At 74.6% G+C, this 15,144-nt stretch carries 14 protein-coding genes; 8 read left to right on the top strand and 6 right to left on the bottom strand.

What is annotated here, in order from left to right:
* Window positions 1–186 precede the first annotated feature (186 nt).
* On the top strand, window positions 187–867 hold the full coding sequence (locus tag ACQZOG_RS25150) for a response regulator transcription factor (RefSeq protein WP_037642484.1): 681 nt from the start codon (window positions 187–189) through the stop codon (window positions 865–867).
* Complete coding sequence (locus tag ACQZOG_RS25155; protein WP_051724417.1) at window positions 864–1,322, top strand: PaaI family thioesterase; 459 nt, start codon at window positions 864–866, stop codon at window positions 1,320–1,322. The genes ACQZOG_RS25150 and ACQZOG_RS25155 overlap by 4 nt, the downstream gene beginning before the upstream one ends.
* A 42-nt stretch (window positions 1,323–1,364) precedes the next feature.
* On the opposite strand, the gene ACQZOG_RS25160 is transcribed toward ACQZOG_RS25155, so the two are convergent.
* Window positions 1,365–2,387 carry a Gfo/Idh/MocA family protein gene (locus tag ACQZOG_RS25160; protein ID WP_033273829.1) on the bottom strand — a complete coding sequence of 341 codons (1,023 nt, stop codon included), beginning with the start codon at window positions 2,385–2,387 and terminating at the stop codon, window positions 1,365–1,367.
* A 128-nt stretch (window positions 2,388–2,515) separates the two neighbouring features.
* Here ACQZOG_RS25160 and ACQZOG_RS25165 point away from each other — a divergent pair, with 128 nt between their 5' ends.
* The 5 genes from ACQZOG_RS25165 (at window position 2,516) to ACQZOG_RS25185 (ending at window position 10,971) form a co-directional block, all read left to right on the top strand.
* Window positions 2,516–3,253 (top strand): GntR family transcriptional regulator, encoded by a 738-nt coding sequence (locus tag ACQZOG_RS25165; RefSeq protein ID WP_430741895.1) that lies wholly within the window; start codon window positions 2,516–2,518, stop codon window positions 3,251–3,253.
* 209 nt (window positions 3,254–3,462) lie between these two features.
* On the top strand, window positions 3,463–4,614 hold the full coding sequence (locus tag ACQZOG_RS25170) for an ROK family glucokinase (RefSeq protein WP_033273827.1): 1,152 nt from the start codon (window positions 3,463–3,465) through the stop codon (window positions 4,612–4,614).
* Window positions 4,611–5,204, top strand: coding sequence for a hypothetical protein (locus ACQZOG_RS25175; RefSeq protein ID WP_033273826.1), 594 nt, complete (start codon window positions 4,611–4,613; stop codon window positions 5,202–5,204). The genes ACQZOG_RS25170 and ACQZOG_RS25175 overlap by 4 nt, the downstream gene beginning before the upstream one ends.
* A gap of 98 nt (window positions 5,205–5,302) precedes the next feature.
* Window positions 5,303–8,161, top strand: a complete 2,859-nt coding sequence (locus ACQZOG_RS25180; protein ID WP_430741825.1) for a DEAD/DEAH box helicase — start codon at window positions 5,303–5,305, stop codon at window positions 8,159–8,161.
* An 818-nt stretch (window positions 8,162–8,979) separates the two neighbouring features.
* Window positions 8,980–10,971 carry an SWIM zinc finger family protein gene (locus ACQZOG_RS25185; protein ID WP_430741826.1) on the top strand — a complete coding sequence of 664 codons (1,992 nt, stop codon included), beginning with the start codon at window positions 8,980–8,982 and terminating at the stop codon, window positions 10,969–10,971.
* A 42-nt stretch (window positions 10,972–11,013) separates the two neighbouring features.
* Here the strand turns inward: ACQZOG_RS25185 and ACQZOG_RS25190 are convergent, their stop codons facing one another.
* Entirely contained in the window at window positions 11,014–11,805 is a 792-nt protein-coding gene (locus ACQZOG_RS25190) for a helix-turn-helix domain-containing protein (RefSeq protein ID WP_430741827.1), read from the bottom strand.
* A gap of 137 nt (window positions 11,806–11,942) precedes the next feature.
* Between ACQZOG_RS25190 and ACQZOG_RS25195 the strand changes: the two genes are divergently transcribed.
* Window positions 11,943–12,350 carry a nuclear transport factor 2 family protein gene (locus ACQZOG_RS25195; RefSeq protein WP_079031564.1) on the top strand — a complete coding sequence of 136 codons (408 nt, stop codon included), beginning with the start codon at window positions 11,943–11,945 and terminating at the stop codon, window positions 12,348–12,350.
* 28 nt (window positions 12,351–12,378) lie between these two features.
* Here the strand turns inward: ACQZOG_RS25195 and ACQZOG_RS25200 are convergent, their stop codons facing one another.
* The 4 genes from ACQZOG_RS25200 to ACQZOG_RS25215 form a co-directional block, all read right to left on the bottom strand.
* Window positions 12,379–12,744, bottom strand: a complete 366-nt coding sequence (locus tag ACQZOG_RS25200; RefSeq protein ID WP_033273823.1) for an ArsR/SmtB family transcription factor — start codon at window positions 12,742–12,744, stop codon at window positions 12,379–12,381.
* A 204-nt stretch (window positions 12,745–12,948) separates the two neighbouring features.
* The gene (locus tag ACQZOG_RS25205; protein ID WP_033273822.1) at window positions 12,949–13,323 is read right to left on the bottom strand and encodes a hypothetical protein; all 375 of its coding nucleotides are present in this window, start codon (window positions 13,321–13,323) and stop codon (window positions 12,949–12,951) included.
* Between the two features lie 225 nt (window positions 13,324–13,548).
* Window positions 13,549–14,232, bottom strand: a complete 684-nt coding sequence (locus ACQZOG_RS25210) for a class F sortase (RefSeq protein ID WP_430741828.1) — start codon at window positions 14,230–14,232, stop codon at window positions 13,549–13,551.
* Complete coding sequence (locus tag ACQZOG_RS25215; protein WP_430741829.1) at window positions 14,225–15,061, bottom strand: DUF4397 domain-containing protein; 837 nt, start codon at window positions 15,059–15,061, stop codon at window positions 14,225–14,227. The genes ACQZOG_RS25210 and ACQZOG_RS25215 overlap by 8 nt, the downstream gene beginning before the upstream one ends.
* Window positions 15,062–15,144: the final 83 nt, after the last annotated feature.

Here is a 15,144-nt window from a genome sequence, read left to right on the forward strand (position 1 = left end):
TTTGCAGCGCACGTCGGTTGCAGTTCGGTGCCTGCGGTTCAGGGGGGCTTCGCATTGTTGTTCGCCGGGTGCGGGCCGTGGGGGCTGGTCGCGCAGTTCCCCGCGCCCCTCGGGGGCGCCCGCGCGCGCCGCGCTGCGCTGGCACCCCTGGGCCACAGCACCCGGGTGCATGATTACGTACCGCCCATGACAAGAATCCGCGTGCTCCTCGTAGACGACGACCCCCTCGTCCGCGCCGGCCTCTCCTTCATGCTGGGCGGCGCCGACGACATCGAGATCGTTGGAGAGGCCGCCGACGGCGCCGAGGTCACCGCACTCGTCGACCGCACCCACCCGGACGTCGTCCTCATGGACATCCGCATGCCCTCCGTCGACGGCCTCACCGCCACCGAGACGCTGCGCGGCCGCGACGACGCCCCGCAGGTCGTCGTGCTGACCACCTTCCACGCCGACGACCAGGTCCTGCGCGCCCTCCGCGCGGGCGCGGCCGGCTTCGTGCTGAAGGACACCCCGCCCGCCGAGATCGTGGCCGCGGTACGCCGCGTCGCGGCCGGCGACCCGGTGCTGTCGCCCGCGGTCACCCGGCAGCTGATGGCCCACGCCGCCGGCGACCCGGGCCCCGGCGACACCCGTCGTGCCCGCGCCCGCGACCGCGTCGCCGCCCTCAACGACCGTGAGCGCGAGGTCGCCGTGGCCGTCGGCCGGGGCCTCGCCAACGCGGAGATCGCCGCCGAGCTGTACATGAGCGTGGCCACCGTCAAGACGCACGTCTCGCGCATCCTCGCCAAGCTCGACCTCAACAACCGTGTCCAGATCGCGCTGCTCGCCCACGACGCGGGCCTGCTGGAGGAGACCGACACCCCGTGACGCCCACCACGCCCCCGCAGCCCGAGCCCGCGCCCGAACTCGGCCTCGCCGCCGCGCGACAACTGCTGGGCGCCCAGCCCTTCAGCAGACTGCTCGGCGCCCGCATCACCGCCTTCGGCGACGGCGGGGCCACCCTGGAGATCGACATCCGGGAGGACCTGCACCAGCAGAACGGCTTCCTGCACGGCGGCGTCCTCGCCTACGCCGCCGACAACGCGCTCACCTTCGCCGCCGGCGCGGTCCTCGGCCCGTCCGTGCTGACCGGCGGCTTCTCCGTCCAGTACCTGCGTCCCGCCACCGGCCGCACCCTCCGCGCCCGCGCCACCGTCGTCCACGCGGGCAGACGCCAGGCGGTCACCCGCTGCGACCTCCTCACGGTGACGGAGGACGACGAGGAGACCCTGTGCGCGGTGGCGCAGGGGACCGTCCTCCCGGTGACGACCCGCTCGTCATGAAGCGATGAAAAAAAGAGGGGGTGTCACCGACACCCCCACGTCTCACGTCAGCGCCTCCTGCGCGCTGCTCAACAGCTCGGCCGGCCGCACCGGTCTGCGCTCCCGCCGCGACCGCTCGCACGCCTCCGCGATCAGCAGCGCCCGCAGGGCCTCACGGCCGTCGCACGGGTTGGGCCGCTCGCCCCGCACCACCTCGACGAACGCGACCAGTTCGGCCTCGTACGCGGGCCCGAACCGCTCCAGGAAGCCGGTCCACGGCTTGTCCGCCGCGGGCGGTCCCGTCGGCTCGGTGGACGCGATGGGCGTACGGTCGTCGAGGCCGACGACGATCTGGTCGCGCTCCCCGGCGAGCTCCATGCGCACGTCGTAGCCGGCGCCGTTCATCCGGGTCCCGGTGACGGTGGCGAGGGTGCCGTCGTCGAGGGTGAGCAGCACCGCGCCCGTGTCGACGTCGCCCGTCTCGCGGAACACCGGCGGCCCCGCGTCCGACCCGGTGGCGTACACGTCGACGACCTCGCGGCCGGTCACCCAGCGCAGGATGTCGAAGTCGTGGATGAGCGTGTCCCGGTACAGCCCGCCCGACTGCGCCAGGTGGGAGGGGGCCGGCGGCTCGGCGTCGCTGGTCATCGCGCGCACCGTGTGGAGCCGCCCCAGCCTGCCCGTCCGTACCGCCTCGCGGGCGCCCGTGTATCCCCGGTCGAACCGCCGCTGGAAGCCCATCTGAAGGACCGTCCCGGCGGTCTCCACCTCCGTGATCGCCTGTAACGTGCCCGCGATGTCCAGGGCGATGGGCTTCTCGCAGAAGACCGGCAGACCCGCGCGCGCCGCCCGCGCGATCAGGTCCGCGTGGGCGGACGTGGCCGTGGTGATCACCACGGCGTCGACCCCCCAGGTGTAGATCTCGTCCACCCCCGGCGCCGCCGTCTCACCGAGCCGGTGGGCGAGGGCCTGGGCCCGCGCCGGATCGACGTCCGTGAGAATGAGGGACCCGACCTCGCGGTGCCTGCTGAGTGTGTGGGCGTGAATGGTGCCGATACGGCCCGTACCGATGACCCCGATGCGCATGGAAACAAAGTGGGGCTCGCGCCGCTCCCTGTCAATGCGTATGTCCGGACAACCGAACTACACGACTTCCCGTCAACAGCCCACGCCGATACGCTCGCTCCGTGCCGAAACCAGAAGTGGACCCGACCGTGCAGCTGGAGCTGAGCGTGGACCGCGGCTCCTCCGTGCCGTTGTACTTCCAGCTGGCCCAGCAGCTGGAGTCCGCCATCGAGCACGGCACCCTCACCCCCGGCACCCTGCTGGGCAACGAGATCGAGCTGGCCGCGCGCCTCGGCCTGTCCCGGCCGACCGTCCGCCAGGCCATCCAGTCGCTCGTCGACAAGGGCCTGCTGGTGCGCCGCCGCGGCGTCGGCACCCAGGTCGTGCACAGCAAGGTGAAGCGCCCGCTGGAGCTGAGCAGCCTCTACGACGACCTGGAGTCGGCCGGCCAGCGCCCCACCACCACCGTGCTGGTCAACACCATGGTCGCCGCGTCCGCCGAGGTCGCCGCCGCGCTCGGGGTGGCCGAGGGCGGCGAGGTGCACCGCGTCGAGCGGCTGCGCTCCGCGCACGGCGAGCCCATCGCGTACCTGTGCAACTACCTCCCGTCCGGCCTGCTCGACCTGGACACCGGCCAGCTCGAGGCCACCGGCCTGTACCGGCTGATGCGGGCCGCGGGGATCACCCTGCACAGCGCCCGTCAGACCATCGGCGCGCGGGCCGCCACCGCCGTCGAGGCCGAGCGGCTGCGCGAACAGGCCGGGGCCCCGCTGCTCACCATGCAGCGGGTCACCTTCGACGACACCGGGCGCGCGGTGGAGTACGGAACGCACACCTACCGGCCCTCGCGGTACTCCTTCGAGTTCCAGCTGCTCGTACGGAACTGAACCGGGCCCCGGCGTCCCGGTCGTCGCATTGTCCGGACAATGTGACGCGATCCACAGGCGTACGGTGGGCGCGCGCCGGCCGGTGCGGACGCGAACGGCGGAGGGCCCGCCTCCGCCCCGCGCCCACCCGCTTCCGGTGCCGGATCCGACGGACCCCGTCACCTGCCCGGTACCGCGATCGGGGCCCCCGTGCGGCACAATCGCACCCGATGAGCACCTACCGCGACTTCACCGCCCCCATCGGCTCCCGGCGCGCGACCGTCCTGAGAACGGTCGGAACGCGGGAGCGCCGCTCCCACCTGTCGGCGCCCCGGGTGCCGACCGTGGGCATCGACATCGGCGGCACCAAAGTGATGGCGGGCGTCGTGGACGCCGACGGCAACATCCTGGAGAAGCTCCGGACCGAGACCCCCGACAAGTCCAAGAGCCCGAAGGTCGTCGAGGACACCATCTGTGAGCTCGTCCTGGACCTCTCCGACCGGCACGACGTGCACGCCGTCGGCATCGGCGCGGCCGGCTGGGTCGACGCCGACCGCAACCGGGTCCTCTTCGCCCCCCACCTGTCCTGGCGCAACGAACCCCTGCGCGACCGCCTCGCGGGACGCCTCGCCGTCCCGGTCCTCGTCGACAACGACGCGAACTCCGCCGCCTGGGCCGAGTGGCGCTTCGGCGCCGGACGCGGCGAGGACAACCTCGTCATGATCACCCTCGGTACCGGCATCGGCGGCGCCATCCTCGAGGACGGCAAGGTCAAGCGCGGCAAGTACGGCGTCGCCGGCGAGTTCGGCCACATGCAGGTCGTCCCCGGCGGACACCGCTGCCCCTGCGGCAACCGCGGCTGCTGGGAGCAGTACAGCTCCGGCAACGCCCTGGTGCGCGAGGCCAAGGAGCTGGCCGCCGCCGACTCCCCGGTCGCCTACGGGATCATCGAGCACGTCAAGGGCAACATCGGCGACATCAGCGGCCCGATGATCACCGAGCTGGCCCGCGAGGGCGACGCCATGTGCATCGAGCTGCTCCAGGACATCGGCCAGTGGCTCGGCGTCGGCATCGCCAACCTGGCCGCCGCCCTCGACCCCTCCTGCTTCGTCATCGGCGGCGGCGTCTCCGCGGCCGACGACCTGCTCATCGGTCCCGCCCGGGACGCCTTCAAGCGGCACCTCACCGGGCGCGGCTACCGCCCCGAGGCCCGCGTCGTGCGCGCCCAGCTCGGTCCCGAGGCCGGCATGGTCGGCGCCGCCGACCTGGCCCGCCTGGTCGCCCGCCGCTTCCGCCGCGCCAAGCGCCGCCGGGTCGAACGGTACGAGCGCTACGAGAAGTTCGCGGAGGCCGCCCGCCGTTCCGCCTCGGAGTCGCTGTGACGGGTGTCATTCCTTCGCCGAACGACCCCGGCCGCCCCGACGGGCAGGGCGGGGCGCACCCCGGTGAGGACCGGCGGCACATGATCCGGCGCCGCGCCCTCACCCTGCTGATCATCGTCCTGCTCATCGGCATCCCGGCCGGCTACCTGGTGATCTCCGCCAACCAGAGCCGGGCCAGCGGCAAGGACAAGGAGGCGAAGTACTCGGCGACCGGCCTCACCGAGGGCTGGCCGTCCAAGCTCCAGCGCCGCATCTACCAGGTGCCCGTGCCGCACCCGGCCTGGTGGGTCGCCTCGTACGAGACGAACAACTGGAAGACCAGCCGCCTCTACGTCGAGTTCGAGACCAGCGACGTGGGGCTGACCGCCTTCCTCACCAGCATGGGCATGTCGGAGAAGGACCTGAAGAAGGACCACCTCCCCATCGGCGAGCGCGACCGCAACGTCACCGGCTGGACGTTCGACGGCCCCGGCACCTGGTCCGGCCTGGTGCACAAGCAGAAGAACCCCGCGCCCACGCACGACGTCGTCGTCAACCACGACAAACCCGGCTACCCGCGCGTGTACGTCGTGGCCCGCACGGTGCCGTAGAGCGTCTCCCGGCCCGGCCGCCGGAGCCGATTGTCGGACCCCGCCCGTAGAGTCGAAGACGACTGGTCCGACGGACGGGCGGGGAGGTGACAAGGCGTATGGGCGAGGCGACGGTGACGGCCGAAGGCGCCGCGACGGCCGGCGGGCTCGTCGCGTCGTCGCTGCCGGCCGTGTTCCTGCCCGCACCCCTCCCGCGCGACGGCCGGATCGCCTTCTACGACCCCGAGGGCGCGGACGTGCCCCCCGAGTCCGGGGACGCCCGGCGTACGGACCTCACCGTCGTGCGTCCGCACGGCGCGCGTGTGCGCCGCCGTACCGTCCCCGCGCTGACCCTGCCCGTGGACGAGGCCCTGCCCCTGCTGGTCCGCGCCCGGCACGATCCGGCGGCCCACCCGGCCACCGCCTGCTGGGGCGCCGCCGCCCTGCACGCCCTGCGCCTCACCGCCCGGGGCCGCCTGCTGCCCGGCCTCACCGCCGACGGGTACGACGCCTGGCGCGCCGGCCCGCTCGAACCGGACGACGTGACCCACCTGCGCGCGGTCGCCGCCGCCCTCCCGTACGAGGGCCACGCGGTGCCGCTGCCCGGCCCGGGCCCCCTGCGCCTGCCCCGGCCGGAGGCGCTGGTCCGCGCCTTCCTCGACGCCGTCGCCGACACCCTGCCCCGCACGCCCGCCGCGCCCTACGCCTCCGGACTGCCGTTCGCCGTGCGGCGGCCCCAGCGGCTGCCCGACGCCCGGGACTGGGCCGCGGAGGTCGCCGCAGGCATGGACGCGGGCGTACGGATCTCGCTCCGCCTGGACCTGTCCGCGCACGACCTCTTCGACGCCGACGGGGCCGCGGGCGGCAGCGGCGCGCGCGGCGCGGGAGCGGCGATCGTGCAGGTGCACAGCCTGTCCGACCCGACGCTCGTGGCCGACGCGGCGGCCCTCTGGTCCGGCGAGGCCGACCACGGCTTCGGACCCCGCGCGCGCGTGGACGCCGCCCTCGCGGTACGCCGCGCGGCCCGCGTCTGGCCCCCGCTGGACCGGCTCGCCGACCAGGACGTGCCGGACGTCCTCGCCCTGTCCGAGGACGAGCTGAGCGACCTGCTCGGCGTGGCGGCCACCCGGCTCGCCGCGGCCGGGGTCGCCGTGCACTGGCCGCGCGACCTCGCCCAGGACCTCACGGCCACGGCCGTCGTCCGCTCCGCGCCCGGCTCCGCGACCGACGGCACCGGCTTCTTCGAGAGCGAGGACCTGCTGCGCTTCGGCTGGCAGATCGCCCTCGGCGGCGACCCGCTCAGCGAGGTCGAGATGGACGCCCTGGCCGAGGCACACCGCCCGGTCGTCCGGCTCCGCGACCAGTGGGTGCTGGTCGACCCCGCCCTCGTCCGCAAGGCCCGCAAACGCGACCTGGGGCTGCTCGACCCCGTCGACGCGCTGTCCGTCGCCCTCACCGGCGAGGCGGAGGTCGACGGCGAGACGGTGGAAGCGGTGCCCGCCGGGACGCTGGCCGCCCTCCGCGACCGCCTCACCGCCGGCGTGCGGCCCGCCGCACCCCCGCCCGGCCTCGACGCCACCCTCCGCGACTACCAGCTCCGCGGCCTGGCCTGGCTGGACCTCATGACCTCCCTCGGCCTGGGCGGCTGCCTCGCCGACGACATGGGCCTCGGCAAGACCGTCACCCTCATCGCCCTGCACCTGAAGCGGGCCCGCACCGAGCCCACGCTCGTGGTGTGCCCGGCGTCCCTGCTCGGCAACTGGCAGCGGGAGATCACCCGGTTCGCGCCCGGCGTCCCCGTCCGCCGCTTCCACGGCCCCGACCGCACGCTCGACGACCTGGACGGCGGCTTCGTCCTCACCACCTACGGCACCATGCGCTCCGCCGCCCCCACCCTCGCGGAACAGCGGTGGGGCATGGTCGTCGCCGACGAGGCGCAGCACGTCAAGAACCCGCACTCGGCGACCGCCAAGGCCCTGCGCACCATCCCGGCGCCCGCCCGGGTGGCCCTCACCGGCACGCCCGTGGAGAACAACCTCTCCGAGCTGTGGGCCCTCCTCGACTGGACCACCCCCGGCCTCCTCGGCCCCCTCAAGTCCTTCCGCGCCCGGCACGCGCGCGCGGTGGAGACCGGCGAGGACGAGCAGGCGGTCGAGCGGCTGGCCCGCCTGGTCCGGCCCTTCCTGCTGCGGCGCAAGAAGTCCGACCCGGGCATCGTCCCCGAGCTGCCGCCCAAGACGGAGACGGACCACCCGGTGCCGCTCACCCGGGAACAGGCCGCGCTGTACGAGGCGGTGGTGCGGGAGTCGATGATCGCCATCGAGACCGCGCAGGGGATGGGGCGCCGCGGGCTGGTGCTGAAGCTGCTGACCTCGCTCAAGCAGATCTGCGACCACCCCGCGCTGTACCTCAAGGAGGAGCACGCTCCCGCCGGCGACCGCCTCGCCGCCCGCTCCGGCAAACTCGCCCTCCTCGACGAGCTGCTGGACACGGTGCTCGCGGAGGACGGCTCCGCCCTCGTCTTCACCCAGTACGTCGGCATGGCCCGTCTGATCACCCGCCACCTCGCCGAGCGCGCCGTCCCCGTCGACCTGCTGCACGGCGGGACGCCGGTGCCCGAGCGGGAGCGGATGGTGGACCGCTTCCAGAGCGGCGCGGTCCCGGTGCTCGTCCTGTCCCTCAAGGCGGCGGGGACGGGACTGAACCTGACCCGCGCGGGGCACGTCGTCCACTTCGACCGCTGGTGGAACCCGGCGGTGGAGGAACAGGCCACCGACCGCGCGTACCGCATCGGCCAGACCCAGCCCGTCCAGGTGCACCGGCTCGTCACCGAGGGCACGGTGGAGGACCGCATCGCCGAGATGCTCCAGTCCAAGCGGGCCCTCGCCGACGCGATCCTCGGCTCGGGCGAGTCGGCCCTGACCGAACTCTCCGACCGCGACCTGTCCGACCTGGTGTCCCTGCGGAGGACGACATGACACCGCGACCGTCGGACAGGGCGAGGGAGGCGCTGCGCGCGGCGCGGGGGGTCGCGTCCGGGGACGCGGGCTCTTCCGAGGAGCCGGCAGCGTCGGCCGCGGGGCGTGCGCAGGTTGACGCCGAGTCCCCGACGGAGGAGGCACCGCACCTTGCGGCGGCTTCGGGGGAGGGGGCCGTATCGGGCGACGTGTCGGTTCCGGCTGACGGGGAGTTGCGCCCGGCTGACGTGGCGCGGGAGGTCTTGCGCCGTGCGGCGGCTTCGGGGGAGGAGCCCGCGAAGGGTGCCCCGCCGGTCCCGGCTGACGGGGAGTCGCGCCCGGCTGACGTGGCGCGGGAGGCGTTGCGCGGTGTGGTGGCTTCGGGGGAGGGGGCCGCGGAGGGTGACCCGTCGGGCCCGGCTGACGGGGAATCGCGCCCGGCTGACGTGGCGCGGGAGGTCTTGCACCGTGCGGCGGCTTCGGGGCAGGACGCTGTGGAGGGCGACGCGTCGGTCACGGCTCACACAGAGTCGCTCCCGGTCGGCGAGGCGCGGGAAGGGTGGGGGCGCGCGGCGGTCTCGGCCCGGGAGTCCGGACAGGGCGACCCGTCGGTCCGGCCCGGCCAGGAGTCCCGCCCCGCCGACGAGGCGCGGGAGGCCTTGCGACGTGCCGTGGCTTCGGCGGAGGGGGCCGTGCAGGGCGGTGCCTCGTCTCCGGGTGGTCGGGCGCCCCGTCCGTCCGATGCGGCGCGAGAGGCCTTGCACCGCGCCCGGCGGGCGCGACGAGGCGCGTCGGCCGGTGAAGCGGGCGCCGCATCGCGCCCGGAGCTCGCACCGTCGGTGGGGGAGGCGTCCTCCCGAGACACGGAAGATGAGACGGCCTCGGCCGCCGCGGAAGAGGCGCCCACCGCGGCACGTGCGCCCGCGAGGGAGGGCCGCATCCGCACCGAGAGCGTCACGCGCGGAGGCGAGTACGCCGCCGCGCCCGACTCCGCCGACCAAGCCCCGGACGGGCACGACGCGTCCCGTCCCGGTGACATCGCCCGGGAGGCGCTGCGCGCCGCCCGTGAGGAACGGGCGCGGGCCCTGGCCCGCGAGCAGGTGGACGCGGCGAAGCGTCCCCGTCGCGAGCCCGCGCCGCGCGTCCCCCGCACCACGCGAGGCGACCGCGCCGCCGACCGCCGCGCGCGCGAGATCCGCGAAACCCTCGCCGACGCGTTCCGCATGCCCGACATGGCGGAGGACCCGGCACCCGGCGTCGAAGGGCGTGCCGGCTCTGCGGACGCCCCGACGCACGGACCCGCAGGGGAGCCGCCGGACACCCGCGCCTCCGACGAGCCGGCTTCCGCACCTGAGACGACCCGACTCCCCACCGGCGATCGGGGAGCCGCCCCCGACACCGCCGCACACAGCCACGGACCGGCGTCCGCCGCCGACCACCAGGCACCTGAACCAACCCCCGGCCATCCGCGAGTCCCGGCCTTCCCCCGCGACGGCGGGGAGTCGCCCGCCCGCCCCGCGACCGCCACCCCGCCGGCGAACCCGGCCACCCCCCGTTCCATGGCCGCCCCGGCCCGCGACGGCGACCACCGTCGTACCTTCCCGCCGTTCCCGCCCCGCCCGTCCGGCGACGGTGACTCCTTCGCCGAGACCTGGTGGGGGAGGGCGTGGGTGACGGCGTTGGAGGACGGCGCGCTGGACCCCGCCCGCCTCGCCCGCGGACGCGGCTACGCCGAACAGGGGCACGTGGACGCCATCACCGTGACGCCGGGACTGGTCCTGGCGTACGTGCAGGGCAGCCGCCCGCGCCCGTACCGCGTGCAGGTCCGCCTGAGGACGTTCGACGAAGCCGACTGGGACCGCTTCCTGGACGCCGCGGCCGACCGCCCGGGTCACATCGCGGCCCTGCTGGACAAGGAGATGCCGCAGTCCCTCGCCGACTGCGGCGTGCCCCTGCTGCCCGGCCCGGGAGACCTCGCCCCCCGTTGCAGCTGCCCCGACTCGGGGCACCCGTGCAAGCACGCGGCCGCCCTCTGCTACCAGACCGCCCGCCTCCTGGACGCCGACCCGTTCGTGCTGCTCCTGCTGCGCGGGCGCGGCGAGCGCGAGGTGATCGACGCGCTGTCCCGCCTCAGCGCGGCCCGCGCCGCACGGGCGGCCCAGGGACGGGAGCCGGAGCAGCTGCCGGGCATGCGCGCCACCGACGCCGTGTCCCGCCGGGGCCCCGAACTCCCGCCGCTGCCCGCCCCGTTGCCGCCTCCGTCGCACCCGGAGCAGCCGCCCGTCTACCCGGCGTCCCCGGGTGGCCCGGACCCGTTCGCGCTGGACCAGCTCGCCACCGACGCGGCGGCCCGCGCACACGCCCTGCTCACGACGGGCCGTGACCCGGTCGGCCCGCTGTCCCTGTGGCACGACGCGGTGCGTCTGGCCGCCGCCCGCCCCGGCTCGGGGCTTACCGCGGGCGCCCGCGCCCTGTACGCGTCACTGGCGCGGGCGGCCGGCCGTACACCCGGCGACCTGGCGCGCGCGGTCGCCGCGTGGCGGCAGGGCGGCCCGACCGGACTGTCGGTGCTGGAGGAGCCGTGGGACCCGCCGGCCGGCCGCTTCGACCGCGCCCGCCCGCTGCTGCTCGCGGCGGATCTCCCCGCCTTCCGGCCGTGGCGCAACCGCCTCACGCACCCCCGCGGCCACGTCCAGCTCCGCCTGGGCCGCGACCACCTCTGGTACGCGTACGAGTCGGAGCCGGACCAGGACGACTGGTGGCCGCGCGGCACCCCCGACCCCGACCCGGTCGGAGCCCTCACCGGCCTGGACACCCTCGGCGACGCCTGACACAAGGCACCCGGTCCCAGCCGGACGGCGGGCGCCCCGGTGTCAGCCGGCCAGTCCCCGCATCAGCTCCGCCGTGCGCCCGTCCGCCGGGAAGAACGTCTCGATGGCGATCTCGTCGAGGGTGACGTCCCGTGGCGACCCGAAGACGGTCGTCGTGTAGAGCAGCGCCAGTTCCCCGTACTCGGACGCCAGGCGCAGCGGAACCACCAGGTCCTGCGCCTCCCCGCCCGGGCCGGGCGCGTCCGTCCCCTCCGGCGTCGGGTAGCTCTCCAGCTCGGCGAGCAGCTCCGCGAGGCCGGTGTCGGCCGTCCGGTCCAGCTGGCGGCGGACCCGGCGCAGGACGTGCGCACGCCACTGCGCGAGGTTGAGGACGCGCCCCGCCATGCCGTCGGGACCCAGCGTCGCCTTCAGCACGTTGAACGGCGGGTCCGACGGCCTCCGCCGCACGTCGCCGAGGAACAGCCCCATGGCACGGTTCGCGGCCAGCAGCTCCCAGCGCACGTTCACCGCGAGGGCCGGGTTCGGCTCGTGCCCGGTGAGCACGGTCTCCACGGCGGCCCGCGCCGCCCCCAGGTCGTCGAAGGGACGCTCCCGGTGCACGGGGGCGAAGCCCGCGGCGAGATAGATCGGGTTGCGCTCCCGCAACGGCACGTCCAGCTCGTCGCACAGCCGCCGGATCAGATCGCGGCTGGGGTTGGCGCGTCCGGTCTCGACGCAGCTCAGGTGGCGGGTGGACAGCTCGGCGGCGAGCGCCACGTCGAGCTGGGAGCGGCGGCGGCGCTCACGCCAGCGCCGCAGCAGCACTCCGACCGGTGGTGCGGTGGTCGTCGTCATGGGCCCCAGGCTGCCGCGCGGGGCGGACGACGGCAATGACCTCGCAGGTCATGGACTCCGCGCCGCCCGCCCGCGCACAGTCGGGGACAGGAGCGCGGCCCGCCGCACGGCACCGCGCCGAACGAAAGGAACCTGCCATGACCGACTCCATGACCGGGGCGACGGCCCCGCTCGTCCAGCTGGAGCGCTACACCCGCTTCTGGAACACCGGCCCCGACGGCGACCGGGACCGCCTGGCCGCCACGGTCTTCACCGACGAGGTCGAGTACCGCGCCCTCGTCGGCCTCCTCCGTGGCCCGGCGGCGCTCGCGGACTTCCGGGACCGGTTCGTGTCCCACGCGGGCCCCGCCACGGTCCGCCGCCGCGAGGAGCCCGAGGTCCACCACGGGAGGGCCCGCCTCCGCTGGGAGATCCTCACCGGCGACGGGACGTCCTTCGCCACGGGCACCGACGTGATCGAGTTCGCCGGGGACGGCCGGATCAGCGGGATCGCGGCCTTCCTCGACCGGGCGCCGGAGGGCTTCGACCCCACCGCACACGACTGACACGACCCGGCCGCGAGGCGCCGCCGCGCTACTCCTCCCCGCCCCCGGGCGCCGACGGGACCGGTACGTCCACCTGCCGCAGCTCGGCGAGGAGTTCGCTCTGCCCGGCCAGCAGTTCCGTGAGGATCCGCCGGGCCGCGCGGAGCAGTTCGGCGACGTCGCCGCCGGCGAGGGCGTACGTCACGGTGGAGCCCTCCCGTACGGAGACGACGATGCCGGACCGCCGCAGCACCGCCAACTGCTGGGAGAGGCTTGACGGTTCGATGTCGATGTCGGCCAGCAGGTCCCGCACCGGCACCGGCCCGTGCTGCAGCAGCTCCAGCACCCGGATGCGCACCGGGTGGCCCAGCATCCGGAAGAACTCTGCCTTGGCCTGGTAGAGGGGGACTTGCATGGGTGCGCGCTCCCTGCCGCGTCGGGGGATGTTCTCCGGTACGCGGCGGCGCCCTGAGCGGGCGCCGCCGCACGATGTGCCGTCCTTCGCCGCCGATCCTTCTGGTTCGGCATGACACGCGCCCAGGGCTTGGGACCATGTTCATGTGGAGACTTGAAGAAGTCTTCACATCATGGGCGTGCGTCGGCCGTGACCCGGGGCGGCTCACACTTCCAGCTGTTCCTCGACCCGCTTGAGCTGGTGGCGGGCCATCGCCAGGTTCGAGCGGGACTTGTCCAGCACGAGGTACAGGAACAGTCCGTTGCCGCTGCGGCCGGTGACCAGCCGGATCAGGTGGTACTGGGACTCCAGGGTGATGAGGATGTCCTCGATCTGCCCGGAGAGGCCCAGCAGTTCCATCGTGCGCACCTTGGCACGGATCACGTCCGTGTTGCCGGCCGCCGCGACGGTCAGGTCCAGGTCCTTGCCCCCGCCCAGCGTGCCCAGCGCCATGCCGCTCGAGTAGTCGACGACGGCCGCACCCAGGGCCCCCTCGACGCTGGTCATGACGTCCTTCAGCGACACTTCCACACTTGCCACGGGTGTCTCCCTCTTCAGTCGGTTGAGTGGTCGCGGCGGCCTCGAGGGGCAGTCCTGCCGCCCGGGCCGCGCTGGAACGGTAGGCGGGCGGAACGTGTCGGAGTGCCGCAGTTTTCGTGGATGATCTGTGATGATCGAATGCTTGCGCCTGGGAACGCCTGTTTGGTCGCGGTCAGTTCGAAACGGCACCGAACGAACGGACAACGACAGACACGATCAGGTGACTCAGGGACCCTGCCGGGCGTCCGCCGGCTCCGCCGTCACGACGAGGTTGGCGGTGTAACCGCCGCGCTCCGGTTCGAACGGCGGCGCGCAGGTGATGAGCGTGAGCACCGGCGGCCCGGAGCGGCGGAAGGCGGACGGCGGCAGTTCGTCCTTCGGGACGGTGGTGCGCGCGGTGACGCGGTAGGTGACCGGTTCGGCGCCCGCCCGCCGCACCTCCACGGTGTCCCCGGCCCGTACGTCCCTCAGCGCGGCGAACTCGCCCAGGTCGCCCGTCTCGCTGTCGAGGTGCCCCACCAGCACGGCCGACCCCTCGGTGCTGCCGGGCTCGGGGCCGTACCGGTACCAGCCGGCCACGGCCGGGTCGTCCGGCACGGTCATGTCCCCGCGCGGTGTCACGCCGACGCCCTCGACCCGGGCGTCGAGCCCGACGGAGGGCACGAGTACGCGCGCGGGCGGGGCCTGCCGTGCGGCCGCCCGCTCGGCCACGGACGGCGGCGGCGCGGCGCCGGACGGCCTCCCGGAGTCACCGGCGGCCGCCGTCGGTGCGGCGCCGAAGTCGGCGGGCGGGTCGGCCTGTTGCAGTTCCTGCGCCAGCCACAGCACACCGAGGACCACCGCCGTGACGGCCGCCAGCACGGCGACCGCCACGGCCCGTCCCCCGCGCCGCCGCGAGGTCTCAGCCACGCTTGCCCGCGAAGCGGCGGGCGCCCAGCACACCGGCCACGGCGACCACGCCGCCGGCGGCCGCCCAGCCCGGCGTCCAGTCGGTGGAGTTGGCGGACACGGCGGTGCCGTCGCCTCCCGCGTGCACGGCCTTCGGCATGGAGTCCATGCCGCTGAACTTCTGCGTGGCCAGGGCGAGGTTCTTGTCCTCGGCGCTGCCCCAGGCGTAGACGACGGTGCCGGCGCCCTCCGTCACGTTCACCTCGGCGGGGCCGATGGCCACGGTGTCGGTGCCGGCGAGGACCACGTCGGCGTCGACGATGCCCGCGTCGACCACGGCGGAGTCCTCGTTCGGGTTCGTCAGACCGGTGAACACGGGTTCGCCGCCGGCGCGCACGTCCACGGCGGGCGCGGCCGCGATGTGGCGTACGGTGAGCCGGCCCTTGCCCGCGTCGACCTTGGAGACGTCGTCGGCGAACGCGGTCAGTCGCGGCGTGCCGTCGGCGCCGAGATGGGCGGCGATCGTGGCGGTGTCGCCCTCGCCGACCTCGACCTTCTTCTCCAGGGCGGGCTTGCCGTCGGGGCCCTGGCCCGCCTCGAAGATCTGGATGTCGTAGGTGCCGGCCGGGAGGAACTGCGGCTCGGTCACCGTGCCCGGCTCGAAGCCGGAGAGCAGTTCGTCGCCGTTGGCGTAGACGTCGACCGTCAGGTCGGGAATGCCGTGCACGACGGACACCATCGCCGTGTCCTGCTCGGCGGAGGGGGCGGCCATGGCGGGCGCCGCGACACCGAGCGCGAGGGCGCAGGCACCGGTGGAAGCGGCGAGGGCGACGGGGAAACGGGAGCGCATGGGGACCATCCCTTTCGAAGGAGTACCGCCCACTGCGGAACTGGGCCCCAGTGTTGATCCGGCGAATCGACGCAGACAACATG

This window comes from Streptomyces sp. P13-3-3, from assembly GCF_050571355.1.
GTDB lineage: Bacteria > Actinomycetota > Actinomycetes > Streptomycetales > Streptomycetaceae > Streptomyces > Streptomyces althioticus.

Bases quoted from the DNA above. Each gene is read 5' to 3' on its own strand.
- ACQZOG_RS25180 (WP_430741825.1), top strand. From the start codon at position 5,303: ATGGGCGAGGCGACGGTGACGGCCGAAGGCGCCGCGACGGCCGGCGGG.
- ACQZOG_RS25190 (WP_430741827.1), bottom strand. From the start codon at position 11,805: ATGACGACGACCACCGCACCACCGGTCGGAGTGCTGCTGCGGCGCTGG.
- ACQZOG_RS25150 (WP_037642484.1), top strand. From the start codon at position 187: ATGACAAGAATCCGCGTGCTCCTCGTAGACGACGACCCCCTCGTCCGC.
- ACQZOG_RS25170 (WP_033273827.1), top strand. From the start codon at position 3,463: ATGAGCACCTACCGCGACTTCACCGCCCCCATCGGCTCCCGGCGCGCG.
- ACQZOG_RS25160 (WP_033273829.1), bottom strand. From the start codon at position 2,387: ATGCGCATCGGGGTCATCGGTACGGGCCGTATCGGCACCATTCACGCC.
- ACQZOG_RS25200 (WP_033273823.1), bottom strand. From the start codon at position 12,744: ATGCAAGTCCCCCTCTACCAGGCCAAGGCAGAGTTCTTCCGGATGCTG.
- ACQZOG_RS25195 (WP_079031564.1), top strand. From the start codon at position 11,943: ATGACCGACTCCATGACCGGGGCGACGGCCCCGCTCGTCCAGCTGGAG.
- ACQZOG_RS25215 (WP_430741829.1), bottom strand. From the start codon at position 15,061: ATGCGCTCCCGTTTCCCCGTCGCCCTCGCCGCTTCCACCGGTGCCTGC.